We start from the raw sequence: 23,237 nt of genomic DNA, 5'->3' as shown, positions 1-23,237 counted from the left end.
CTCAGATGACCTCGCCGAGTCGGTAATCGGCGCCGCGGGTGTCGCGATGTATTTGTTCAAGTCCGTGTGTTTGGCTGTAATCGGCGTTGATGACAACAACTTTCAGTTGTTGGTCGTAGGCGCCGAGGTAGCGGCCGTAGTGGGGCAGTGGGATCAGGTATTGGCTGCCGAGGAGTCGACCGGCGCGCGGATCGTCGACTGAGTCGAGCGCCGTGGCATAGTCGTCGCGGTCCTCGGCGAGGATAGCTTCGGCACCGTCGAAGAGTTCGTCGAATTTGTCGGCCAATTGTGCGCGGGAGTCATCGAACGGGAGTGTGAAGCTGAGGAAGTCCTCGGCGAAGCGGTCACGATGGTGGCGTACCTGGTCTGTCCATTGCTGTCCCCATTTGGTCTGGTAGAGCTGGTCGAGCCAGGTGCCGAGAGTGTGTTCGTCGAGGGCGGCACTGTTGTTGGCGGTGAGGATGCTCATGGTGAGTTCGGTGGGTTCGCGCTCGTAGACGCCGTCGGCGAACTCGTCGGCTCCAGCGCGTCGGGTGCTGTAGCGGGGTGTGTGGACGACGACGTCGGAGGGGCGACGGGTGCCGGTGCGGTTGATTCGACCGAATCGTTGGATCAATGCTTCCAACGGTGCCCCGGAGGTGTGCAGGGCGTCGAAGGACACATCGAGGGACACTTCGACGACCTGTGTCGCGACCAGTAGTCCCGGCTGATGAGGGCGCCCGGTGCCGTATCGGGGCCGTATTCGGGCTTCGATTTCGGCCCTGTCCATTGTCTTGAATCGCGAGTGCAGCAGTAGCGCGGCATCGTCGCCGTATAGATCCTGTGCGATCGGCGCCAGTTCTGTGTAGATCTCGCGCGCGTCGGCGACGTTGTTGGCGACGACGAGCACCGATTGCCCGTCGCGCAGCCGGGCGTCGATTTCCGACAGTGATTGCTCGCAGGTCAGGTGGGCCTCGCGCAGCGACAGTCGGTGCCGTAGTGGCCACGATTGGTTGTCGGCATCTATTGGTGTGAGTTCGGTTGGCTCGGTGGCTTCATTGAGAAGGGTGATGAGTGGCTGGGGCAGTGTGGCGGAGACGATGGCGACTCGTCCGCCGATGCGTGTCCAGAAATTGATCATCGCCAGCACCATGCCGAGCCGCTGGGGCTCGTAGGCGTGTAGTTCGTCGAGGATGAATACCGAGTTGGCGGCGTCGATGAGTATGGATGCGCAAGCGGGGCCCGCCAGCGCGCCTCGCAGCAGCTGATAGGGGGTGCCGACGCGGACGAGTTCACGAAACAAGCGCGTCGCCGCGGCTCGTGAGACGGCTTGCCGGGCGGAGTCGGTGAGATCCTCACTGGCACAAAGTGATCGGTTCAGGTGGTAGGAGGCGGCTTTGGAATGCACGACTCCCACCGCGGCGCTGTCGCCGGTCAGGTGTGCGAGCCGGTCGACCATCGCGTTGATCGAGGCAAGGTAGGGCAGCAGATAGAACACTCTGGGTTGGCCGCCGACCTCTGCGTGGATCTGTTCGACCTGGGCTGCGGCCCACAGCAGCGCGGCTTCGGTTTTGCCGGACCCTGTCGGGGTGCGCAGCAGTAGGTGCCCCGTCACGGCGGATGCACCGAATTGATGCTCGCGGATCGGTTTCCCGGCCGTCTCCATACCGGTGACCAAACCGAGTGCGAATACGCGGTTGATCGGCTGGTCGGTGAGCAGTCGTCCGTGGGCTGAGGACACATGGTCAGCGAATGTCACCGCCCCCTGCAGCAAAACCGCGATCAGGCAGTGGCCGGGGTCGATGTCGTCCTCGTCCCACTTATCCCGGATCGCTTCCAACAGTTGGTAGCCAGCCTTCGCGATATCGGTTCCCGGATCAGGCAGATCGGTGACCAGATGCGTGGAGTGCAGCACACGCGCCAACCAGGACCGCAGCTGAGTCTGTGCTGTCGGGTCGACGTCGCCGAACCGCGCGGCGAAGGTCACCGGATCGGGATCGAGGTGGGTTGAGAAGATGGCCCGCGCGGCTGGCCCGGTCAATGGACGGTGGTGGGTCAGCACCCCGAGGCCCACCCAGAGCTGATCTTGGTTCGGCCACAACGCCAGTAGGTCAGCGACGAACCCGAGGGAGTACACCTCATGGCGTTGCCCCCATACCGGACCCCGAGACGCGGCGACCATCAACTGAAACCCGTCCGGCACTTTCCCGGCATCGTGCAACAGCGCCGCTGCTTTCACCCACGTCCAAAACCCTTCGGGCACAACAGCCAACGAACCGACACGGTCGTGCAGCCGTTGCGCACCGACGAGAGTCGCGGACAGGTGATCGGTCAGCGCCTCACCATCAGGAAACCCCGTATGCGGGCTTTTCGCGCGCAGACGTTGGAGCTCACTCATCGCCAGGCCCCGGCTGCGAACGCAGCGGGATGAACATCACCGATCAGCACGACCGCCTGACCGTCGGGCTCGGCTTCTGAAGGTGCGGTGCGCACTCCGGTGATCAGCTGCTCGGATCCGGCACCGGCGTATCGGTAACCGTCCCAACGGGTTCGGGCCCGATCGAGGCTGACCGCAGTCGGTAACCGCAGCAAGGTCCCGGCCCGGGTGAGCGAGTCCGGAACGATGGCGGATCCTTGGCGGCCAGCACCATGATCCAGCTCTATCCTTCGGGTCCGTGCCGCAGCGAGGTCCTGGCTGCGGCCCAACCGCAGCGGCCACACCGGCCGCCGCACCGCGTGCTCCCAGAAGTCTAGATCATCGACCAACCACACCGTCAGCACCGCTCGGGCCAGGAAATCCCGATCCTTGGGTGTCGGGGAGGTGCGGCGACCGCGTCCGTCGAGAGGATGGTAGGTCTCCAGATCTACACCCGCTCCATGCGCGGTGAACGCCGCAGCGAACCGCAGATCCGGTGACACCTGGTCCCAACCTCCGGCTGCCGCAGCCAACATCCCGGCCACCGTCGCTGGGGGAGGGCACGGTAACCCGACCTGCACACCCGCATACAACGGATTCCGGAACGACACCACATCGGCGGTGACAGTCACCTCGAGCGCACGACTCACCGGCGCGGGTCCTCGAACCAATCGTCGTGCTCGCCGGCCTCGAACGCTTTGGCCAAGCCCCGCAACACAGTTCGTGGATGGTCAACGATCACAGTCCCGTCCGTGATCAGGTCATCGAGTTCGTCCCGGACCCGATCTCGTTGATCGGTCAGGAAACCTGGCGCCCAGCCCAATTGGACCGGACCGTCGAGTTCGTCGGACCACGCGTCGATCTCCTCCCGCAACACCTCGGTATCGAACACCGTTTCCAGGTGCGGATAGCCGCGGTCCTCACGGACCGCGCGAGCTGTCAGCACGCGGGTGAAGGGGTTGTTGCCGCCCTTGAGCGGTGCCAGCAGCACCAACGCGGGGGATCGTTCACCGTAGTGCAGCGCACGCTTGGCTCCACCGCGCACCTCGGCCAGTGTATTCAACAACACCGCGATCCGATGGCGGCGATGCTCGATCGGTAGTCCGATGCTGTCGAGACCACGGAGCGAAGTCCGTTGCGCGCCTGCAGCTTCGGCTTCCTGGGCTGCGGCGTCGGTGAGGTTGCGTCGCAACCCACTGCCCTGCACCTGAAACACCCCCACACGCGGCAGGTCGACAAGGATATCGGCGGCCAGCTCCGCCGAATAGTGCTCGTGCTCGTGGATCACCGGATTCTCATCCGCGCCGAACCCTCGACTCATCGTCCCGAAATCCCGCGTCGGTGTGCGCGGCACCACCGACACCAGCGTGCCCGTCGCCAGCACCGTGTCACGTTGATAGCTACCGTCTTTCAACGCAACCATGTAGCCGAACAGATCGTCATCGAGATACAGGTCCGGCCGCCCAGCGGTGTAGGCCTGCTGATTGGCCTTCGAACCCGACCGCGTCACCGGCGACACCTCTACCTCCGCGGGCAGGCTGTCGCGTACCCACCGGCGAAACGCCTGCGCCGACACGTACGGATGGCTGTTACGGCCGATCCACATCCGCTTGACTTCGCCGACGTTGTTTTCCCCGCGCGCGTTATTCGGTGCGCCCGCGGTGATGTCCAGGGCGATCTTGCCCACAAGGTAGGTCACTGGTTCTCCTCCGCAAGAATGGTGTCGTCCTGGTCGTCGCGATCGGTCGGGGTGCCTGCTAGCCACCCGGTCTTCGCGAGGTGCTCGAGCACCGAAACGAACAGCAGGTCGCGATGGAAACGAACGCGGTCACCGGGTTCGAACAGCAACCGCCACTGCTCGGTCGTGACCAGCGCCTCGGACACTTGGCGCTGCAGAGTCCACGCGGTGGCTTGGCGTTTGAGCCAGGCCTGCAACCTGACCGGTTCGGAGTGGACGTGCTCGAACTCCTTGAGCGTGCCGCGTTGCGGATGCTTGCGTAGCAACTCCCCGATCCGGTCAGCGAGTTGGACGATCTGATCGACTTCGCGCTGCGGCACGCCGAGCACCTCCCTGATGAAAGACTGATACAAACCGGCGAGCTCGATCGTTTCCGGCGCGGGCGCACCCAGCGCATCAGTGAGCCGAGCAAGATAGGACACTGCGGTCCCGGCCAAGCGTTGAGGATGATGAAAAGCGTTGTAAGCCAACCGCACCGAGCCTGCCGCCTTGGGCGAGTGGTGGGCGCGAATCAAGTACCGAAACCCAATACCGAGCACAGTGGGTTGCAGGGTCGTGCGCAGCCACTCGGCCAACGGCTGCTCGATACTGTGTACATCGAGGGTTTGCTGTTTGTTGGAGTTGCTGAACACATACAGTTCGACTCCGGCACGGATCGGGTGCTCATAGGTCCGCAGCGCTCGCAGCGCTTCAACTTCGCGCGAGTAGACACCAGCGCTGGCACTGGTGGTCGTGAGGTCCGCCTGGAGCTTCGTCCGAAGTACCTGGCGGAGAGTCATTTTGGCTAGGACCTCGTCGTCCCAGCTGTGCAATGCCGCTGCTTTGCCGCCGCGGATCGAACACCCATAAGGAAGAGCATGAAAGCTGGTCAGGCAGCCAACGCACAGCGCCATCCCGTCATGACCCGGCACAGTGGTATTGCGGTGCTCGACGCTCGCCGCCAGCGGAATATCGACCTTGCCGTAGAAGCCGCACGCCACCTGTCCGCACAACACGCACGGCACATCCAGCACGGCGGTCGGGCGCTGACGCCACTGCATGATCTGATTGCGCCGTTCCACAACGGACAGCGATTTGCGGTTGGTCGGATTCATCTTCGAGTTCGGCCACAACAGATAACTCGCCGCCAGCCAGAACGAACCTGGCACCTTCGTATCAGCCAGGTCCGCGGTAGCCACCACATCCGCAGTCATCCGACCGCGCGCGAACTCGATCTCCTCTGACGACAACGACTCTGGCGAGCGGCGACGATCCTTCACCCCAGCCAATCCTGCAACCGCGCACGCACCGACCCGCTGAAGCGGGTGGGCGGTCAACCTCACCTGTGCGGAGGTCGTGACGGATGCGGTGCTCACGCCGCCACCCACCCGAACCCGGCCGCATTCGCCTGCCCGAGTCCCCAATCACGAATCATGTTGAGAACATCAGGTTTTCCACGAAGGACCACCTCGACCGCAGCACCCGGTTTCTGTCCATCCCCGACAGTGAACGACCGCTTCGGGCCAACCCAGCTGATCTGCTCCAGGGCCACTTCTGGTGCCATATCCAAGGTTTCAGCCTTTCGGCGCAAATTCTGCTCGAAGTAATGGTGAAACTCCGGCTCAGTGGGCAGTACCCACGCGTGCCGAGTCGTGCGATCTCCTTCGTCGTTGCGGCCGGACCCCTTCATCACCACCGGCGTCCGCGTCCGCAACCGCGCGGTATCGCTCTCGGCGGCTGTCTCTACCAACGCGATCTCGTGAACGCGCAAAGCCACACCGCCCCAATCGATCAGCTGCCGCCCGGACAGCGCCACAGACCACGCCGCGATCACCTCGGGCAAAGGGCTCCCGAGTTCGATGTAGCCACGTCCACCCGCGGAATACACCCCGCGCCGCTTCGTTGCATGCGGGAACACCGGGCCGGAATAGCCGAACGGCACCATCCCATGAGGCCCCCAACCATGCTCATGCAGACGGCGAGCCAACGCTGGCGCAGCGGCAGTCAGCAACCCATAGCAAACCGCCCGACCCGGTTCAAGAACCTTGTCCCACGGCAGTTCTCGCGCCGACGTCGAAACCCCAACTCTCAGCCTCACGAAACCTCCATCCCCTAACGTGACGCAGCATCGGCCACGGTACCGGCACCCACCGACAAACCAGCCCCGATCACACAACCAACCTGCAGTTGGTTTCGTACTCGACTTACCCCTATCGGAGTTGACCGCGTGACCTGACCCTAGGTTTTCGGTCCGGGGAGTGTGAGAGCCTTGCGGCCCACATAGTGGGCAGGAAGGCTCGAAGACCATGGCGACACGCAAGAGGCACACCCCTGAGCAGGTCGTGCGCAAGCTGAGCGAGGCCGATCGACTGTTGGGCGAGGGCAAGGACGTCGCCGACGTGTGCCGGACCCTGCAGATCACCGAGGCCACCTACTACCGCTGGCGCAACCAGTTCGGCGGCCTGAAAGCCGACGACGCCAAACGGTTGAAGGACCTCGAACGCGAAAACTCCACCTTGAAAAGGCTTCTCGCCGAAGCCGAGCTGGAGAAGGCAGCGTTGAAGGAGATCGCCAAGGGAAACTTCTAGACCCGGAACGCCGGCGGGCGGCCGTGGCGCACCTGATGCGCGTGCTGGGCCTCAGCGAACGGTTCGCCTGCCGGGTCACCGGGCAACACCGAAGTACCCAACGTCGGCCATCGGCCGACCAGACTGCGACCGATCCTGATGCAGCGCTGCGTGATTGGTTACGCGACTGGGCCAAAGCGCATCCGCGGCAGGGTTTCCGCCGCGCCTATCACGACGCTCGCGGCGAGGGCTGGATGGTCAACCACAAGAAGATCCAACGCCTTTGGCGCGACGAGGGCCTGCGAGTGCCGCAGCGGCGCCGCCGAAAACGCCTGGGCACCTCCACTGCCATGGCGGTGACCGCGAACGCACCGAATCGGGTATGGGCAGTCGATTTCCAATTCGACGCCACCGACGACGGCCGCCCGGTCAAAATCGTCTCGATCGTCGACGAGCACACCCGCGAATGCCTCGGCGGCCTGGTCGAGCGCTCGATCACCGCCGACCGACTCATCGACGAACTCGACCGCATCGCCGTCGACCGCGGCTACCCGGGCGCGCTGCGCTGCGACAACGGCCCCGAACTGGCCTGCCAGGCGATGGCCGACTGGGCGGGTGAACGCGTCGGTTTGGCTTTCATCCCGCCCGGCCAACCCTGGCGCAACGGCTACATCGAATCATTCAACGGTCGCCTGCGCGATGAATGCCTCAACATCAACAGCTTCTGGTCCCTCACCCAGGCAAGGGTCGTAATCAGCGACTGGAAGGACGAATACAACCACCACCGCAGACATTCCGCGCTGGGCTACCAGACCCCGGCCCGATACGCTGCAACCTGCATCCACCGATAACCGGCTCTCACACCCGGTGGACCGAATCACGGGGTCCCGTCACGCGCGCATCGCTCGGTGTTTGTCGCATTGGTTACTCAATCGGGGTCGACTAGCGTAATACTGTTAGCCGAAGAGCTGGTTGAAGTTTCGGTCGCATGGCAGTAGTGTCGCCTGCCGTGCGCCGCGTTTATGGGCCGGAGAGTCCCTCCACGAGGGTTCGCAAAACTAGTGCAATCGGGTCTGCCGAGTCATACAGCAGGTCATCATCGCCCCTATGAGGGAAAGCGCACGTAAGTCCGGTCGGACCGCGACGTGACATCCGCAACGCACACGGATGGAGGCCAGTCGCGGTGACTGTCGGTACGAACCGAGGCTGCCTGCTTGCGGATCATGATCCAGTGACTCCGACGGCATCGAGGTACCCCGGTGTCTTTGCCGCGCTTTCGATCTGGACGCCTAGTCCGCGATGCGAAGCCATTCCGCTGCTGGCGGCGTGGCTTCGTATCGCAGAACAGGAAGGACAGTATGGGAAAGCGATGCAGAAAGAGAACCTCGACGGCAGAGCGTATTACCGCCGAGATCTCATTGGTGTGCCCAGTCCCAGCACTGGCGCTGCTGATCGTGCCATTGCTGATCGCGCAGTAGTACGAGAAACCACTGGCTGCTGTACCCGCAGCAGCCGGTGCAACGCGGCCGTCATAGGCGCGCTACATAGAGCGCTCGGCTACCCCAGCGTATCTGCTGACTGAACCACGCAAAGGTTACACCGAGTCACTGATGCAGTCTGCGAACGCACGTCATCCTCGCGGAGGTGGTGAGGACCTATGACCAATCTGGCGAGGGCCCGGCCGCATCGCCGAGTTGTAACCCTCACATGGGCAACGAGGATCCGAGATCCGCTATGACCGAATCGTTTTCGGAATGGTGTTGCCAACCCTTGCGGGGGTGACGAGGACCCCACTCCTGCACGGCGTCGCGCTGATGCTGCATAGCTAGTTGCCAATATTCGCAGGTGCGATAAGGACCCGCAGATCGCGAAACCGCCATAGCCCCAGATGATTCCGCGTTGCCTACCCTCGCAGGGGCGATGAGGACCCTGACCGAGCAAGGCCGCAGCCTTGCGCAGATCGCGTTGCCAAACCCTCGCAGGGAATGAGGACGGGCCAGGACCACATCCACATCGCGGCGAGCCTGGTCCGGTTGCCAACCCTCGCAGGGGCGATGAGGACCTGTCGCCTGACCGACCTTGATGCTATCGATAGTCAGGTTGCCAACCCTCGCAGGGGCGATGAGGACGAGCGGACCGCGCCGTCCGCCGCGCGATACCAACCGTTGCCAACCGTCGCAGGGGCGACGAGGACCAGATCCCTAACCCGGCGTTTGAACATCGCGACGTACTAGTTGCCAACCCTCGCAGGGCCGATGAGGACCCGGGTTGCTGGCACGGTCGCTGCGGTCGCGAACCTGTTGCCAACCCTCGCAGGGCCGATGAGGACAAAGTGTTGCGGTAGATCGCGTCTCGGTTCTTGCCGAGTTGCCAACCCTCGCAGGGCCGATGAGGACACGGTTACCGGCGCGCCGTTGGCGCTGGTCATCTTCTCGTTGCCAACCCTCGCAGGGCCGATGAGGAGCTGAGGGTTTGGCGTTCCTGATTCATGTGTACGAGTTGCCAACCCTCGCAGGGCCGATGAGGACGGTCGGTCACCTACACCCGGGGCAATCCGGTGCCGTTGCCAACCCTCGCAGGGCCGATGAGGACCCCTACCTGCCAAACTCGGATGAGACCATGCGGTCTGTATCTTTCCTGTAGATGATGTAGGGCGAGTTCAGGGACAACGAGCAAGGTGACGATGGGTGCGGCCGATCTGCCCGCCGACAACGGCGCGGCGAAGAAGCCGAAGAAGAAGGGGACGAATTCGGCGCGGCCGAAGCGACGATCGTTCACGCCGGAGTACAAGGCCGCGATCGTGGCCGAGTACGACTTGCTGACCGAGCCGGGCGCGCGGGGCGCGCTGCTGCGCAGGGAGGGCCTGTATCACTCTCATGTGATCGAGTGGCGGCGGGCGCGGGACGCGGGTGCGTTGAATGCGTTGGCTGCCAAGACAACCGGGCCGAAGCCGGCGAAATCCGAGGCCGATCGCCGGGCCGAGAAGCTGGAAGCGGAGAACGCGCGTTTGCGGGCGGAGCTCGAGCGCAAGGACAAAGCGATGGCCGTGCTGGGAAAAGCTGTCGAGCTGCTGGAGATGCTCTCCAGCAGCTCGGATTCCGAGCCGAAGCCGCCGAAGTGATCGACGCCGCGACCGGCGAGTTGGAGGTGCTGGTCGGCCAGCGCGCGGCGTGCCGGTTGACCGGCAAGTCGCGGGCGACCCTGCACCGGCACCGAAACCCGAAACCACCAGTCCAGGGTCCGCGGCGGCCAGCGGTGCATCCGGCCGCCCTGACCGCGGCCGAGCAGGCCGCGGTGCTGACCGAGCTGCGCAGCGAGCGGTTCGTGGACAAGTCTCCGGCGCAGGTGTGGGCGATCCTGCTCGACGAGGGCCGGTATCTGTGCTCGGTCTCGACGATGTATCGGCTGCTGCGCGGTCACGGCGAGGTGGCCGAGCGCCGACGCCAGGCCACCCACCCGGCCCGGACCAAACCGGAGCTGGTGGCCACCGGCCCGAACCAGGTATGGAGTTGGGACACAACGAAATTGGCGGGACCGGGCAAAGGAATCTACTACGTGCTATTGGTGATGCTGGACATCTTCTCCCGCAAAGCGATCCGCTGGCGGGTGGTCCCGCGTGAATCCCAGTGGATCGCCAAGCAATTCCAGCTCGACGCGATCGCCGCCAACGACGGGGTCGTGCCCGACTACATCCACGCCGACAACGGCGGCCCGATGATCAGCAAACCGGTCTCCGAGCTGCTGATCGACCTCAACATCACCCGCTCGCACTCGCGCCCGCACGTGTCCAACGACAACCCGTACTCCGAGGCCAACTTCAAGACCCTCAAGTACTGTCCGGCCTTCCCGGACCGCTTCGCCTCCATCCGCGAGGCCCAGCGCTTCTGTGAGGCGTTCTTCACCTACTACAACAACCATCACCGGCACTCCGGCATCGGATTGCACACCCCCGCAACGGTTCACGACGGCACCGCCCACCAGATCCGCGCCGAGCGCGCCACGGTGCTGTCCGCCGCCTACGCAGCCAACCCCGGCCGGTTCCGGCGGCCTCCCACCCCACCCAAGCTGCCCAGCGCGGCCTGGATCAACGAACCGGCGAAGGAGAACATCAACACAGAATTCGTGGCATGACCGGTCTCATCCGGTTTGACAGATTCCGGACCGGCAACGAAAAGCCCGCCGAAACCAATCCTGACAGCACGTTGCCAACCCTCGCAGGGCCGATGAGGACGATAGGGAGTGTGCATCGGTCGTCCTCGTTGACGTGTTGCCAACCCTCGCAGGGCCGATAAGGACCGGATTCACCGTCGGCGACTTTTCGTTCAAGTTGCTGGTGTTGCCAACCCTCGCAGGGCCGATGAGGACTTCGCGTTGCCAACCCTCGCAGGGCCGATGAGGACGCGTGACGTTGGCCCCCGAAGCGGAGGAAGTGGTGGCGTTGCCAACCCTCGCAGGGCCGATGAGGACCTCCAACGCCGCCGCCTCGAGCGGTATCAGGGTTTCGTGTTGCCAACCCTCGCAGGGCCGATGAGGACCCCAGAGTAAAGCCGCTGGTGAGTGGCGTTCCAGTCAGGCACTCGAATACCTGGTTTGCAGCGGACCTCCGGTAGTGCGCAGAAGTGCGGTGTGTCGCTGATCGATCTTGGTCGAGATTGGATGCGCGGCTTGGAGTTATGCACGTTCGGCGGGGTCTTGCGCGAGCCCGCGAACTGGTATCGACACCGGACCGCTACGGTCGAACCGATTGAGTAGCACAGTAGTTGCTCACCTGTGTGGACCAAGAGCGGAGTGGATGTGTATCGGAGCCTGCAAGTTGATGCTCGACCTCCGACAGGCATCCAGGTGGTCACCATTTACTCTCTATTTTCATCCGAATACGATCGAAATCCGTAGAAGGTCAACATATCCCAGGCTCACGCTCGCTTGGAATATTCGACCAGTTAAACCGGTGAAATCGAACGTAATCGAATCCGATCGAATCGGCTGGTCAGCCATAGACTGCGAATCCATTGGTCGCGGGTTCGGGGATCGACTTTTGTTGCTAAGCGACGCGGAACATCGAGCCGGTCCGCCCAGGCTGCTCTGTGGCGGACTGTACGTGAGCCGAGGACTGTGTCCTGACCATGTCGGTTCGGTCTGTGGCTCGCCTGCGGATTCCGGCACTACAGCGATCTGCTGCATGCGTCGTATGGACGGCGGTGGTGGTGGACGGCACGCTGATCATGTCTATGTCACAGCAGCAGGTGCTGAAGTGGTTTGCGGTTCCCGGTCGTCCATGAAGCTGTTGGCCAAGGAATCGCCACTGAGAGTTCGTGTCGCGTTAAGCCGGCTATACGGCGGACTTAGGAGAACCAGCACGCGGAATATGTGTCTGAGCTGCGTCTTTGTGCTTCGGCGGTGACGTTGCCCATCGGTACCTCTTTCCGTGGTTCTCCTGGCTTGAACAGGGGCGGAATATCAATGTCAGTGTGCAGGTGTTGAATTCGGTTGCGCGGACGTTGTCGTTGGATGCTGCGGAGAAGGCGCATTTGTATCGACTTGCGGATGTGCCGACGGTGCCGACTGCGCATGCGGGAACGGCTCTGCCAGAAGAGCTTCAGGTGATTTTGGATCATCTGGAGCCGTTGCCGGGTGTGGTGTTGAGTCCGCGTTATGACGTGCTGGCGCACAATAAGTCGTATGAAGCGCTGTGCCCGGGTTTCGTCAAGGGCGAGCGTAATGTTGCTCGTCGGGTGTTCCTGACCCCGGAGTGCTGCAACACCTATCACCATAATTGGGATGACTTGCGGCGCATGGTCGGTTACCTGCGCGGGTCGTATGCGAAGAACCTCGGCGATCCGGGTTGGCAGGATTTCATCGCTGAATTGTGTGCCGAGAGTGAGACTTTCGCGTCGTTGTGGGCTCGTAATGATGTTGCCGTTCCGGCGAGTCGGACCAAGCAGATTCGTAATTTGGCGGTGGGGGAGTTGGAGATGTTCTTGACGAGCATGTCGCTGCCCTCGGTTCCGCATGCGTGGATGCAGATCTATACTCCGGTCGATGAGGTGGCGTGGGGGAAGTTGGGTGAGTTGTTGGCGATGAGTGAGGAACAGCGGCAGCGTCCGTGGATCGAGCATCGCGAGCAGTATCACGCTGCTGCGGGGTAGTGGGCGGTTCGTTGGGTTCGCTGTCGTGGTCCGGATCGTGTCGAGGTCATGGTCTGTGGGGATACAGTTGGCGGCAAGGTGGGCTCGGTGCTCGGTCAGAGTCTGCATACCGGAAAAGGTTTCAGTGGCGTGCACGAGAAATGGCGACCCACAATCGCGCACGCGACGACAGAGAGCAGTTTCAGCAATCGCTCTGGTCGCCGACGTAGTCTGCGGGCGGGGAGAGCGGCTGTTGTTCGCCGGTGAGGACCGAAACCGCCCGGGCCGTTCTTCGGTCCCGGCGCAGGTGTCGAGGCACGGTGTCGTGGTTGGCCACGGAGCAGCCTGACAGTTCGGGTAGTTTGGAACGCGGGAGAATCAGCGGACGGGTGTGTCCGCTGCCAGGGGGAAGGGTTCTGGTGTAGGAACCGTGATCATTTCATTGGCGGATGCTGATCGACGGTCGAGTGGCTGAGCATCAAGCGTTTGCGCAGAAGAACCAGTTTGGCCTGACCGAAGCACTGGCGCTTGTGGTGCTTCAGTTTATTAACGGTGCCCTCAACAGGGCCGTTGCTCCACGGAAGCGTCAGCCCGGCGGTGACCGCGGCGAAGTCATGTTCGAGACCGGTGACGAACGAATGCAGCGCTGGCAGGTTATCGGCACGGACCTGCGCCATCCACTCGGGAAGGCGATCACCGCGCAGGTCGCGCGTCATGACAGCGAACGCGCCGACGCGGCCGCGGGTAACCTCCAAATCCGCGCAGCCGGCCAGAATCCCGGCGAGCTGCTGAGCGTCATCACTGGCGAGATTGTCCGGATCTCGCATGATCCACGCGGTCACGGCGCGGACCTTCGGCACCGCCGCAGGGACTGTGGCTACCCGGGTCTTGTTCCGGCCCGCGCGGTAGGGCTGCAGGTAGCGGTAGACGGTGCGCTGGCTGCCCCGGTAGCCGAGTTCGCGAAGCTCCTGGGTGAGGACCGCGACATCGGTGCATCCCGCGTTCCATCTCGTGAGCAGGTGCGGAACAAAGTCGTCCAACAGCGCGGCCCGAGACGTGGCAGCGGCGATCACGTCTTCCGGATCGGACGCGATAGCGAACCGCCGAGCCGTTTTCCGGTCGATGCCAAGCTCTTTCGCGATCGTGCGCAGGCCCATACCCTTGACCGCGCAACCGCTGCACCGCGTCGTAACGCTCGATGGTGCGGGCCCGCAACTGCACGAACCGATCCCGGACCTCGGAGATATCTACCTTTGCCATAGAATCAGCGGCATCGGTATTGCCCGATCGGGCAGGATGGCGGCGGAAACTTGTTGGTGCAGTGAATGATTCACGCACACAATCACGGTGCGCGATGACGGTCTTCTCCACCGCCTGGCCGAGGTTCTGCCAGATATGCCAACGATCGGCACATTGAATCGCCTGCGGCGCACCGCGTCTGGCTCCCTCCAATGGCATAGGCTCCGGCACGGTCTCGAGTAATGATCTCGATCCCTGGATGCGCCGACAACCACGCCGCCAAGGTGTCGGCCTCCCGATCGTCGAGGACATCGATCGGGCGATGCGTGGCCGTATCCAGCATAAGGTGCCATACCTGCGGCCGCGTCTGACAGCGAAATCGTCGACACCCAGCACTTTCACCACACCGACCGGCGGATCGGGCATTCCACGGACCAGCCGGAGCAGCGTGTCGCGGCTAGCCGACAACCCGAGCCGCCGCGCCAAACGCACACCGGCACGTCCGGCCAGGGCCAGCCCGATCGAGGTCAACATCGAGGTCAGCTGATCGGTCCGGCGCGACCGCTTGGTGGTGAGCCCGTCCACCTGAAGAAACGGCGCACGACCAGCGACAGCGCCATCGTCCGCCCAGCGACCGCTGCATCGGCCAACTGGCCGCTGACGGATGTAGCACTCGCCGCTTTCGTCCCCAGCGATCCGATGCAAGTGCAGATGCAACGCTGTCGTCAAGTGAGAGTGTCGGAACCAATCCCAGGTGCGGAGCGGAGCCCCTAATTTAGGTTCTGTCCAGCCCTTGGCTGCGCGACGTGCGACCTGGTCGTCGCGTTCGGGGCTGACGAACCGGACCCGGCGCCGCCGTAGCGCCTGTCGTGTCGAGGGATGCGAGTACGCTTGTCCGCGATCACTACCTCTGGCCGCACTCGTGGTCGGCCGGGTCCGGTGCGGGCCACGCTGATGCCATCCAGCAGCGGCAGTATCTGCGGGTTGTCACCGGCTTGTCCTGCGATCAGCAGTACCCGCATCGGCAGGCCGCGACCGTGTACAGCAAGGTGGATCTTGGTACTCAGCCCGCCTCGGGACCGGCCGAGTGCGTCCCTGTCGGGGGTGATGTCGGCGCTGGTCGCGCGGTTGGTGCCCCCTTTTTTTCGGGCTCCGGCAGCGTGCGGGTGGGCCCGGACGACGGTGGAATCCACGCTGAGGATCCACTCGATCTCACCGATCGAGTCGTCCTTGACTATCACCTCGTCCAGGATCCGTTGCCAGGTTCCATCAGGGGTCCAGGTCCGCAGCCGCTCATGCGCAGTTTTCCACGGCCGGTACCGTTCGGCAGGTCGCGCCACGGAGCGCCGGTCCGCAGCTTTCACAGGATGGCGTTGATCACCTGCCGGTGATCGCGCCAGCGCCAGCCACGACCGGACACCGGCAGCGTGGGCTCGATCCGAGCCCACACCCGATCCGTCAACTCACCACCACCAACCACGCCCTACAGATAACACCAACTGGCACAACCAATTACAGGACAGGCCCTAGCTGCGCCGCGCGCCGTGCCGCCCGCGGGGGTAGTCGAGAATTGGCGGTGATATGGATGGTTCTGGACATGGTGCTGCTCAATGAGTGGTTTCTCTGGGCGAGGCTGGTGGACGCACCCATTCCGTCATGACATCGGCGAGTGCCGCGACACCGAGATGACAGTCGCTGGATTCGGCGAACTCGACAGGGGAGTGGGAGATGCCGGTCGGATTTCGGACGAACAGCATTGCGGTGGGAACGTGTTCGGAAAGGATCCCGGCGTCGTGTCCTGCCGCGGTGGGCAGGACCGGGACATCGCCGAGATGTGCGAGGGCCCGTAAGATCCTGGCCCGTTGTGCATACGGGAATTCGACGATGGGACTGGTCGATTCGGTACGGACCGCTAGTCCGATGCCGTCGTCCTCCGCGTAGTTGCGGGCTCGGTTGGCGATGCGGGTGACCAGGGTGCACAGGGTGGCTTCGTCCGCGGCACGGGCGTCGAGCCAGGCACGCACCTGCGACGCGATCGCATTGGTTCCGTTCGGTGCGACCAGAACCTTCCCGAAGGTTGCCGCAGAATTGAGTTTCGCGGCTTCCTCGCGGGCAGCCTGGACCGACGACGCGAACGCCAGCATCGGGTCGTGCCGATCGACCAGGCGGGTCGCCCCGGCGTGATTGGCCTCGCCGGTGAAGTCGAATTCCCAACGGCCGTGCGGCCAGATCGAGGAGGCGACCGCCAGTGGCCGGTCGATGAGATCGAGGGTACGGCCCTGTTCGATGTGGAGTTCGACGAAAACACCCACGCGGTCGCCGAGCGCCGGGTCGGCGCCGAGATGCTCGGGATTGCGCCCCGCCCGGGTGAGCGCTTCCGCCAGGGAGATGCCGTCGCTGTCGCGCAGACCGAGTGCCCGATCCGGTGCCAGCGCGCCGGTTGTCAGTTGCGAACCGATACAGGCGACCCCGAATCGAGCTCCCTCCTCATCGGAGAATGCCACCACCGCGATGGGGATCGAGGGTTCGATACCTCGGGCCCGCAGCAGATCCACCGCGGCGAACGCCGACACCACTCCCAGCGGCCCGTCGTAGGCGCCGCCGTCGGGCACCGAATCCATATGCGATCCGGTGACGAAGGCGCCCGACGGGTCACCGATCCAGCCGCGCGGCAGCCACCAAGCCCACAGATTGCCGTTGCGGTCTTCCTCGACATTCATGGATCGGGATTCGGCGCAGGCGGTGAACCATTCCCTCAGGGTGAGGTCGGCATCGGTCCACGCGTAGCGCCGGTAGCCGCCAGTGCCCCCATGCCTGCCGACGTGCAGGATCGGCGTCCAGAGTGAATCGAAAACTTGTGCGGTCTCTCGAGTTTCGCTCATGTGATTGATCCCGGAATCCAATTGGTGCCGGCGAGCGGAACGCGCGCCATGGCCGAGGCCTCCACGGTCAGAGCGACCAGGTCTTCCGGCTCGAGATTGCGCAGGTGCGATTTCCCGCAGGCCCGGGCCAGGGTCTGCGCCTCCATGGTGAGCACTCGCAGATAGTTGGCAAGCCTGCGCCCGCCTTCGACAGGGTCGAGGCGCTGCGCCAGATCCGGGTCCTGCGTCGTGATTCCGGCAGGATCACGGCCTTCTTGGAAATCGTCGTAGAAGCCTGCGGCCGAACCGAGCTCGGCGTACTGCTCGGCGTAGCGGGGGCTGTTGTCGCCCAGGGCGATCAGGGCAGCGGTGCCGATAGCCACGGCGTCCGCACCGAGCGCCATCGCCTTCGCGACGTCCGCTCCAGTGCGGATGCCGCCGGAAACGATCAGTTGCACCTTGCGGTGCACATCCATTTCTTGCAGCGCCTGTACGGCCTGGGGGATTGCGGCGAGAGTAGGGATGCCGACGTGTTCGATGAAAACGTCCTGGGTGGCCGCGGTTCCGCCCTGCATACCGTCGACGACGACTACGTCCGCGCCCGCCTTGACCGCGAGTTTGACGTCGTAGTAAGTGCGGGTGGCGCCGACCTTGATGTAGATCGGCTTCTCCCACTGCGTGATCTCGCGCAGTTCGATGATCTTGATAGCGAGGTCGTCCGGCCCGGTCCAGTCCGGGTGCCGGCAGGCCGATCGCTGGTCGACGCCCTGCGGCAGGGTGCGCATTCCGGCGACGCGGTCGGTGATCTTCTGTCCCAGCAGCATGCCGCCACCGCCCGGCTTCGCGCCCTGACCGAGGACTATTTCGATGGCATCGGCCTTGCGAAGATCGTCCGGGTTCATTCCGTAACGTGACGGAAGGTATTGGTAGACTAGGTGCTTCGACTGGCCGCGCTCCTCCGGCGTCATACCGCCGTCGCCGGTGGTTGTCGAAGTGCCCACCGCACTGGCACCGCGACCGAGCGCTTCCTTCGCCCGACCCGACAGCGCACCGAAACTCATTCCCGCGATGGTGATCGGTATATCGAGGTTCAGCGGGTGTTTTGCGTGCCGATCACCCAGCACGATATCGGTGTCGCAGCGTTCGCGGTAACCCTCGAGCGGGTAGCGCGACATGGACGCGCCGAGAAACAGCAGGTCGTCGAAGTGCGGTAGTGGACGTTTGGCGCCCCAGCCACGGATATCGTAAATACCGGTTTCGGCGGCGCGCTGGATTTCGGCGATGACCCGGCGGTCGAAGGTCGCGGACTCGCGTAGTGCGGGATTCGGCGTGCTCATCTGCGGCCTCCTAGTACGCGGTCGCGTTGTCGACGTGGAAGTTGTACAGCTGTCGGGCAGAGCCGTAACGGGTGAAGTCGCTGGCGTCCGCGTCGAATCCGGCCGACAGTAGTAGCTCGCGAAGTTCGATAAGATGTTCGTCGCGCATGGGTTTGCGGACACAGTCCGCGCCGAGCGATGCCACTGTGCCGCGTACGTAGATCCGAGCCTCGTACAGCGAGTCACCCAACGCCTCACCGGCATCGCCGCATACCACCAGCCGTCCGGCCTGGCCCATGAAGGCGCTCATATGTCCGATGCTGCCGCCGACGACGATATCGACACCCTTCATCGATATTCCGCACCGCGCGCCGGCATTGCCCTCGATGACGAGCAGCCCGCCGTGCGCGCTGGCACCGGCCGACTGTGAGGCATCGCCACGCACCCGCACGGTGCCGGACATCATGTTCTCGGCGACGCCGACGCCCGCACTACCGTTGATGGTCACCGTGGCCATCTGGTTCATGCCCGCGCAGTAATAGCCGACGTGCCCGTCGATCGTCACGTCGACATCGCGGGTGAGTCCGCACGCGACTGCGTGTGCCCCTCGGGGATTGGTGATGGTCAGTTCATCCGGCGCAGCGCCGGACGCGAGCAGTGCATTCGCCGTGCGCACACCGTTTTTCGAGAGATCGAGCACGGCCGAGGTGACGGCAGGCTGCTGATCGGTGGTCACTGTCGGTGCCATACGTACACCTCTTCCGGTTCGGGTTCGAAGATGCGAGCCCGGTCGATGCCGGGCAGTTCGGCCAGCGCGCGAAATTCCGATGCCATGGCGACCCACTGCTCGGTCTCGGCGATGATGGCCGGTTTGCAGGAGATGGAGTCACGGACGACGGCGAAAGAATCGCTGGTCGAGACCAGCAGGGTGTAGAAGCCGTCGAAGGTTTCGTTCAGCAGCAGCAGCGCCTTTTCGAGATCGGCGCCACCGGCCAGCTGTTGAGCCACGAAACGCGCACCGACCTCGGTGTCGTTCTCGCTGTCGAATACCGTGCCGTGGCGTTCAAGCTGGTGCTTGATGCTCATATGGTTGGAGAACGACCCGTTGTGCACCAGGCACTGGTCGGTTCCCACGGAGAAGGGGTGTGAGCCCGCCGCGGTGACCGCCGATTCGGTGGCCATCCGGGTGTGGCCCACGCCTTGCCAGCCCTGTGCCTGCGGCAAGCCGAAGCCGTTCGCGAGTTGGGTGGGGTTCCCGATGCCCTTGAGGACCGTGAGATCGGAGCCGAAACCGATAACGCGGGCTGTGGGGTCACTCACCCGGACGGCCGCGACGAGTTCATCGGTGCCGAGTGGGCCGTGCAGCACCGTGGTCGGCGCCAGATCATGCGCCGTGATCGGCACACCGACTGTGGTGGAGAGGAGTCCAGCCCAAACCTCGGCGGCCATCGACGCGCCGAGTACCGACACGGTCGCGTGGCCGGAAGCCGACCAGGTCGGATCGCCGTAGACTGCGACTCCCGCCGAATCGGGTCCTCGGTCACACATTTGGTCGAGCATGCCGCTGAGCAAGGTGCCCAGTGACGGGTAGAGGGCAGGGTCACGCAGGTGAAGCCCGACGATTCCGCACACGATGCACTCCTTTCGATCGGGTCAGAACGCGGTGAGGTAGTGGTCGATCTCCCACGCGGAGACGGTGTTGTGCCAGGCGAAGAACTCTTCGCGCTTGTGCTGGGCGAAGTAGGCGCTGACCCCTGGTCCTGCGATGTCGAGTGCGCCGGTCAGCACCGGGTCGGCTTCGAACGCGTCCATCGCGTGCGCCAGTGTCATCGGGAGAATGTCCCCGCACCGATCGCCGGGGCGGCCCGGTTCGAGGCCGCTGTCGATTCCGGCGAGCCCGGCCGAAAGTGTGGCCGCCACGGCGAGATACGGGTTGGCCGCGCCGTCCGCGCCGCGCAACTCGACGCGGTTGCTATCGGGCACGCGCAGATAGTGGGTGCGGTCGTTGCCGCCGTAGGTGGCGTACCGCGGCGACCAGGTGGCGCCACTGGTGGTCGCCGTCGCGCCGATTCGCTTGTAGGAGTTCACGGTTGGCGCTATGACGCCTTGCAGTGCGCAGGCATGCTCGAGGATGCCCGCGACGAACGAGTACGCGGTCGCTGAAAGTCCGAGTTCGTTGGGGTCGTTCGGATCGGGAAACAGGGCCCGGTCGCCGTCCCACAGTGACAGATGCATATGCATGCCCGAGCCGGTGCGATCAGTGAACGGCTTCGGCATGAATGTCGCCGTCATGCCGCGCTTTTCGGCGATCATCGACAGCAGGTAGCGAGCCGTGATCACCCGGTCGGCAGTCGTCAAGGCGTCGGCGTAGTCGAAGTTCTGCTCGAACTGACCGTTGCCGTCTTCGTGGTCGCTCGCGTAATTGCCCCAGCCGAGACTGTTCATCGCCTGCGAGACCTCGGTGAGGTGGTCGTACATCCGGGTGACGTCGCGGGCGTCGTAACAGGGCTGATCACTGATATCCGCAGCGTCGGCAGTAGTCAGACCGCCGGAAGAAGTGCGGTTGACCAGGAAGTATTCGACTTCGGCGCCGACATTGACGGTGTATCCACGCTCGGCCGCCCGCGCGAGGGTGCGTTCGAGGATGACTCGGGGTGCGAACGGCCACGGCTTACCTTCGACATGCGGCGAGCAGTGCACGATCGCCAGGCCCGGCCGGACAAAGGGAATCGGGGTGAACGAGCGCGGATCCGGCACCGCGACCAGATCGGGATCGCGCGGCTCCTGGCCGATCATTCCGGCCGCGTACCCGGCAAACCCGACTCCATCACGCTCCAGTTGCCCGACCGCCTCGACCGGAACGAGTTTCGCGCAGGGCTTTCCGGACAATGTGACGAACAGGGCGAGGATGAACTTCGTATCGCTGGCCAGGGCCAGATCGGTCAGGGATCGCGTGGCGGCTATCGGTGCTGTGGTGGTGTCGAGCGACATCTGGTCTCCTGCTGGTGCGGTCTGGTTGGTATCGGGATCAGCGCATTTCCCCGGCGCCCTCGTAGGGGTGCCGGCTGAGCAGGGGCTTGCCCTCCGCGAAGCGTTCGTATCGGAAATCGGCCGGGTCGACGTTCGGTAGCCGGGTAGCGCCGTCGAGCAACAGATCCGACACCAGTCGTCCGACCGCGGGTGAGATCTTGAAGCCGTGTCCGGAGAATCCCGTGGCCAGGAACAGTCCAGGAACCGGAGCGGGGCCGATAATCGGGTTGTAGTCGGGCGTCACGTCGTACGCGCCGACATAGCTGCTGGTGACTCGAGGATCGGGCATCTGGGGAAGCCGGTTGTCCAGCTTGTCGATGACTTTCTCGATCGTGGCTTCGTCGGCCCGGTTGATGTAGCGGTCCGGATCGATGTATTCGGGCTCTGCGTGGTCACTGTTGCCGACCAGCAGTTCGCCGTTCGGCTCCCGGCAGATGTATTGCAGCCCAGCCAGATCCGAGAGAACCGGAACCTCGGGAGTCGGTTCACCCTGATCGACCAGGACCAGCTGGGCGCGCTGGGCGCGTACCGGGATATCGAGGCCGATGGTCGAACCGAGGCCAGGTGTCCACGGACCAGCTGCGAGGATCACGTGCTCTGCGTGGATTTGCGTACCGTCGGCCAGAACCGCACCGTAGACCTGGCCGCTCGGGCCCTGTCGCAGTTCGGTGACCGGTGTGCTATGGCGGATCTGCACTCCCGCCTTTCGTGCCGCCGCGGCGAACGCCATTCCGGTCATGTATGCCTCGCCGCGACCGCCGCGCGGTTCGTAGGCAAAGGCGGCGAAGTCGTCCAGGCGCAGACCGGGCCACAATTCGGCCATCTTGTCGTGTCCGATCATTTCGACCTCGACACCCAGCTCCTGCTGCATGGCGACATTCGCCTTCAGTGGATCGACGTTGTTCTCGCCGACGCCGACCACGTAACCGCATTGGCGGAAGGCCATATCGTCGCCGAAGATCTCGGTCGCCTGCTCGAAGACGGCCACGCCGTACCACGACATCGCGGCCAGCGAAGGGGTGCCGTAATGGCAGCGCACCACGCCGCTGGACTTGCCCGTCATACCCGAACAGAGCGTGTCGCGTTCGACCACCAGCACCTGGGTTTCGCCTCGGTCGGCAAGCGACCACGCTATGGACAGCCCTTCGAGACCCCCGCCGACGATCAGGAACTTGGTGGTTGCGGTCATTTCCCATCCTCTGCTGAGCATTCGACCCAAGAATTGGAGTATGCTGACATGAATCGATGTTGAATGTCAAGAAACAGTATTTCTGCATAGTCGCGTGCCCGGCACTCGCCGCGCCCCACGGCTGTCAATGCGGCACTGTCGCGATTCCGAGGGGTTCGATGCTCGATTTGCCTGCGGTGGAGACGATTTCGACGATGAGCAAATGGGCCGATCCCCGGAAGACGCCGGACCTGCCGTGGCAGATCACGCAATCGCCGCTGGTGAGTCTCGTCCGGTCGAGGCATCCGGAACCGCTCGCCACGAAGATGGCCATTATCGAGTCGGCGGAGCTGTGGATGTCGGCTCGCGTGATCACCCGTAGAGGTCACGGATGCGGTCGCGGCGGTTCGCTCGACCATCACGTTGAAGGCTTCTGTCGGTGCCGTGATCTCGCAGAATGGGCTGTCCTCACCCGCGAACGCGTATGGCACGAGTGGTGCGGCCCAATGATCGTGATCCGCGAAGTGAAGTGTGGTGCCGACGTTGCCGACAACGGTGAAGACTCGGTCGATGTCGCGCAGCGGAGAGAAGTCCGCGTCCTCACGCAGCGAAGCGACGCTGAGGCGCCAACTCGGCGTTCCGCTTTGTGTCGGTGTTCCGCGCACGATCTCGCTGGTCATTCCGTGCCGGTTGAACCAGGGCACCGATTGGCGATCGCGGCGTGCCACTGTTCGGATGGTTTCGAGCATGAGCGCTCCTTCTGGAGATCCGGGGCGACACACCGGGAGGCTTCCTGGGTTGAGGTATGCCGATATCGGG

The 23,237-nt window shown here is 63.9% G+C and carries 19 protein-coding genes and 1 CRISPR repeat array; of the genes, 5 read left to right on the top strand and 14 right to left on the bottom strand.

Going from position 1 to position 23,237, the window contains the following annotated elements:
* Position 1 precedes the first annotated feature (1 nt).
* From cas3 to cas6, 5 genes are read right to left on the bottom strand one after another with little or no spacing between them, the layout of a single operon-like run.
* Positions 2 to 2,377 carry a CRISPR-associated helicase Cas3' gene (gene cas3 / locus ACQP2U_RS23695; protein ID WP_433709492.1) on the bottom strand — a complete coding sequence of 792 codons (2,376 nt, stop codon included), beginning with the start codon at positions 2,375 to 2,377 and terminating at the stop codon, positions 2 to 4.
* Positions 2,374 to 3,045, bottom strand: a complete 672-nt coding sequence (gene cas5, locus ACQP2U_RS23690) for a CRISPR-associated protein Cas5 (protein WP_433709491.1) — start codon at positions 3,043 to 3,045, stop codon at positions 2,374 to 2,376. The genes cas3 and cas5 overlap by 4 nt, the downstream gene beginning before the upstream one ends.
* Positions 3,042 to 4,094 carry a type I-B CRISPR-associated protein Cas7/Cst2/DevR gene (gene cas7i, locus ACQP2U_RS23685; protein ID WP_433709490.1) on the bottom strand — a complete coding sequence of 351 codons (1,053 nt, stop codon included), beginning with the start codon at positions 4,092 to 4,094 and terminating at the stop codon, positions 3,042 to 3,044. The genes cas5 and cas7i overlap by 4 nt, the downstream gene beginning before the upstream one ends.
* Positions 4,091 to 5,488: a hypothetical protein gene (locus ACQP2U_RS23680; RefSeq protein WP_433709489.1), complete on the bottom strand. Its 1,398-nt coding sequence runs from the start codon at positions 5,486 to 5,488 to the stop codon at positions 4,091 to 4,093. The genes cas7i and ACQP2U_RS23680 overlap by 4 nt, the downstream gene beginning before the upstream one ends.
* Positions 5,485 to 6,030, bottom strand: a complete 546-nt coding sequence (gene cas6, locus ACQP2U_RS23675) for a CRISPR-associated endoribonuclease Cas6 (RefSeq protein ID WP_433709488.1) — start codon at positions 6,028 to 6,030, stop codon at positions 5,485 to 5,487. The genes ACQP2U_RS23680 and cas6 overlap by 4 nt, the downstream gene beginning before the upstream one ends.
* Positions 6,031 to 6,418: 388 nt before the next feature.
* On the opposite strand from cas6, the gene ACQP2U_RS23670 reads away from it, so the two are divergent.
* The 4 genes from ACQP2U_RS23670 (at position 6,419) to ACQP2U_RS23655 (ending at position 12,825) form a co-directional block, all read left to right on the top strand.
* Positions 6,419 to 7,530, top strand: a protein-coding gene (locus tag ACQP2U_RS23670; RefSeq protein WP_433709487.1) for an IS3 family transposase whose coding sequence is annotated in 2 segments (ribosomal slippage) — positions 6,419 to 6,686 and positions 6,686 to 7,530 — 1,113 coding nt in all. Because the reading frame shifts where the segments join, the coding sequence is not laid out codon by codon here.
* A 1,181-nt stretch (positions 7,531 to 8,711) separates the two neighbouring features.
* Positions 8,712 to 9,270: a CRISPR direct-repeat array (repeat unit 29 nt; unit sequence GTTGCCAACCCTCGCAGGGCCGATGAGGA).
* Positions 9,271 to 9,362: 92 nt separating this feature from the next.
* The gene (locus ACQP2U_RS23665) at positions 9,363 to 9,800 is read left to right on the top strand and encodes a transposase (protein WP_433709486.1); all 438 of its coding nucleotides are present in this window, start codon (positions 9,363 to 9,365) and stop codon (positions 9,798 to 9,800) included.
* Positions 9,797 to 10,810 carry a transposase gene (locus tag ACQP2U_RS23660; protein WP_433709485.1) on the top strand — a complete coding sequence of 338 codons (1,014 nt, stop codon included), beginning with the start codon at positions 9,797 to 9,799 and terminating at the stop codon, positions 10,808 to 10,810. Before ACQP2U_RS23665 ends, ACQP2U_RS23660 begins: the two co-directional genes overlap by 4 nt.
* A 1,337-nt stretch (positions 10,811 to 12,147) precedes the next feature.
* Positions 12,148 to 12,825: a transcriptional regulator gene (locus tag ACQP2U_RS23655; RefSeq protein ID WP_433709484.1), complete on the top strand. Its 678-nt coding sequence runs from the start codon at positions 12,148 to 12,150 to the stop codon at positions 12,823 to 12,825.
* Between the two features lie 413 nt (positions 12,826 to 13,238).
* Here ACQP2U_RS23655 and ACQP2U_RS23650 read toward each other — a convergent pair whose 3' ends face one another.
* Positions 13,239 to 13,961 carry a transposase gene (locus ACQP2U_RS23650; RefSeq protein WP_433709483.1) on the bottom strand — a complete coding sequence of 241 codons (723 nt, stop codon included), beginning with the start codon at positions 13,959 to 13,961 and terminating at the stop codon, positions 13,239 to 13,241.
* A gap of 341 nt (positions 13,962 to 14,302) precedes the next feature.
* On the opposite strand from ACQP2U_RS23650, the gene ACQP2U_RS23645 reads away from it, so the two are divergent.
* Positions 14,303 to 14,590 (top strand): hypothetical protein, encoded by a 288-nt coding sequence (locus tag ACQP2U_RS23645; RefSeq protein ID WP_433709482.1) that lies wholly within the window; start codon positions 14,303 to 14,305, stop codon positions 14,588 to 14,590.
* A 223-nt stretch (positions 14,591 to 14,813) separates the two neighbouring features.
* On the opposite strand, the gene ACQP2U_RS23640 is transcribed toward ACQP2U_RS23645, so the two are convergent.
* The 8 genes from ACQP2U_RS23640 to ACQP2U_RS23605 form a co-directional block, all read right to left on the bottom strand.
* A complete protein-coding gene (locus tag ACQP2U_RS23640; protein WP_433709481.1) occupies positions 14,814 to 15,407 on the bottom strand; it encodes an IS5 family transposase in 594 nt (197 codons plus the stop codon).
* A gap of 243 nt (positions 15,408 to 15,650) precedes the next feature.
* On the bottom strand, positions 15,651 to 16,925 hold the full coding sequence (locus ACQP2U_RS23635) for an allantoate amidohydrolase (protein WP_433709480.1): 1,275 nt from the start codon (positions 16,923 to 16,925) through the stop codon (positions 15,651 to 15,653).
* Positions 16,922 to 18,241 carry an FMN-binding glutamate synthase family protein gene (locus ACQP2U_RS23630; protein WP_433709479.1) on the bottom strand — a complete coding sequence of 440 codons (1,320 nt, stop codon included), beginning with the start codon at positions 18,239 to 18,241 and terminating at the stop codon, positions 16,922 to 16,924. Before ACQP2U_RS23630 ends, ACQP2U_RS23635 begins: the two co-directional genes overlap by 4 nt.
* Before the next feature lie 10 nt (positions 18,242 to 18,251).
* Positions 18,252 to 18,968 (bottom strand): protein glxC, encoded by a 717-nt coding sequence (locus tag ACQP2U_RS23625; RefSeq protein ID WP_433709478.1) that lies wholly within the window; start codon positions 18,966 to 18,968, stop codon positions 18,252 to 18,254.
* Positions 18,953 to 19,852 carry a class II glutamine amidotransferase gene (locus ACQP2U_RS23620; RefSeq protein ID WP_433709477.1) on the bottom strand — a complete coding sequence of 300 codons (900 nt, stop codon included), beginning with the start codon at positions 19,850 to 19,852 and terminating at the stop codon, positions 18,953 to 18,955. Before ACQP2U_RS23620 ends, ACQP2U_RS23625 begins: the two co-directional genes overlap by 16 nt.
* Positions 19,853 to 19,873: 21 nt before the next feature.
* Positions 19,874 to 21,211: a type III glutamate--ammonia ligase gene (gene glnT, locus ACQP2U_RS23615; protein WP_433709476.1), complete on the bottom strand. Its 1,338-nt coding sequence runs from the start codon at positions 21,209 to 21,211 to the stop codon at positions 19,874 to 19,876.
* A 37-nt stretch (positions 21,212 to 21,248) separates the two neighbouring features.
* Positions 21,249 to 22,439, bottom strand: a complete 1,191-nt coding sequence (locus tag ACQP2U_RS23610; protein ID WP_433709475.1) for an NAD(P)/FAD-dependent oxidoreductase — start codon at positions 22,437 to 22,439, stop codon at positions 21,249 to 21,251.
* Positions 22,436 to 23,167, bottom strand: coding sequence for a HutD family protein (locus tag ACQP2U_RS23605; RefSeq protein WP_433709474.1), 732 nt, complete (start codon positions 23,165 to 23,167; stop codon positions 22,436 to 22,438). The genes ACQP2U_RS23610 and ACQP2U_RS23605 overlap by 4 nt, the downstream gene beginning before the upstream one ends.
* Positions 23,168 to 23,237 lie beyond the last annotated feature (70 nt).

This window comes from Nocardia sp. CA-084685 (assembly GCF_050955785.1).
Lineage (GTDB): Bacteria > Actinomycetota > Actinomycetes > Mycobacteriales > Mycobacteriaceae > Nocardia.
The sequence above is the reverse complement of the archived record's forward strand: the minus strand, read 5'-3'. Positions and strand labels throughout refer to the sequence as shown.

Excerpts from the sequence above, each read along its gene's own strand:
- cas3 (WP_433709492.1), bottom strand. The coding sequence starts at position 2,377 with ATGAGTGAGCTCCAACGTCTGCGCGCGAAAAGCCCGCATACGGGGTTT.
- ACQP2U_RS23665 (WP_433709486.1), top strand. The coding sequence starts at position 9,363 with ATGGGTGCGGCCGATCTGCCCGCCGACAACGGCGCGGCGAAGAAGCCG.
- ACQP2U_RS23650 (WP_433709483.1), bottom strand. The coding sequence starts at position 13,961 with ATGGGCCTGCGCACGATCGCGAAAGAGCTTGGCATCGACCGGAAAACG.
- ACQP2U_RS23645 (WP_433709482.1), top strand. The coding sequence starts at position 14,303 with ATGCGCCGACAACCACGCCGCCAAGGTGTCGGCCTCCCGATCGTCGAG.
- ACQP2U_RS23635 (WP_433709480.1), bottom strand. The coding sequence starts at position 16,925 with ATGAGCGAAACTCGAGAGACCGCACAAGTTTTCGATTCACTCTGGACG.
- ACQP2U_RS23630 (WP_433709479.1), bottom strand. The coding sequence starts at position 18,241 with ATGAGCACGCCGAATCCCGCACTACGCGAGTCCGCGACCTTCGACCGC.
- ACQP2U_RS23625 (WP_433709478.1), bottom strand. The coding sequence starts at position 18,968 with ATGGCACCGACAGTGACCACCGATCAGCAGCCTGCCGTCACCTCGGCC.
- glnT (WP_433709476.1), bottom strand. The coding sequence starts at position 21,211 with ATGTCGCTCGACACCACCACAGCACCGATAGCCGCCACGCGATCCCTG.
- ACQP2U_RS23610 (WP_433709475.1), bottom strand. The coding sequence starts at position 22,439 with ATGACCGCAACCACCAAGTTCCTGATCGTCGGCGGGGGTCTCGAAGGG.
- ACQP2U_RS23605 (WP_433709474.1), bottom strand. The coding sequence starts at position 23,167 with ATGCTCGAAACCATCCGAACAGTGGCACGCCGCGATCGCCAATCGGTG.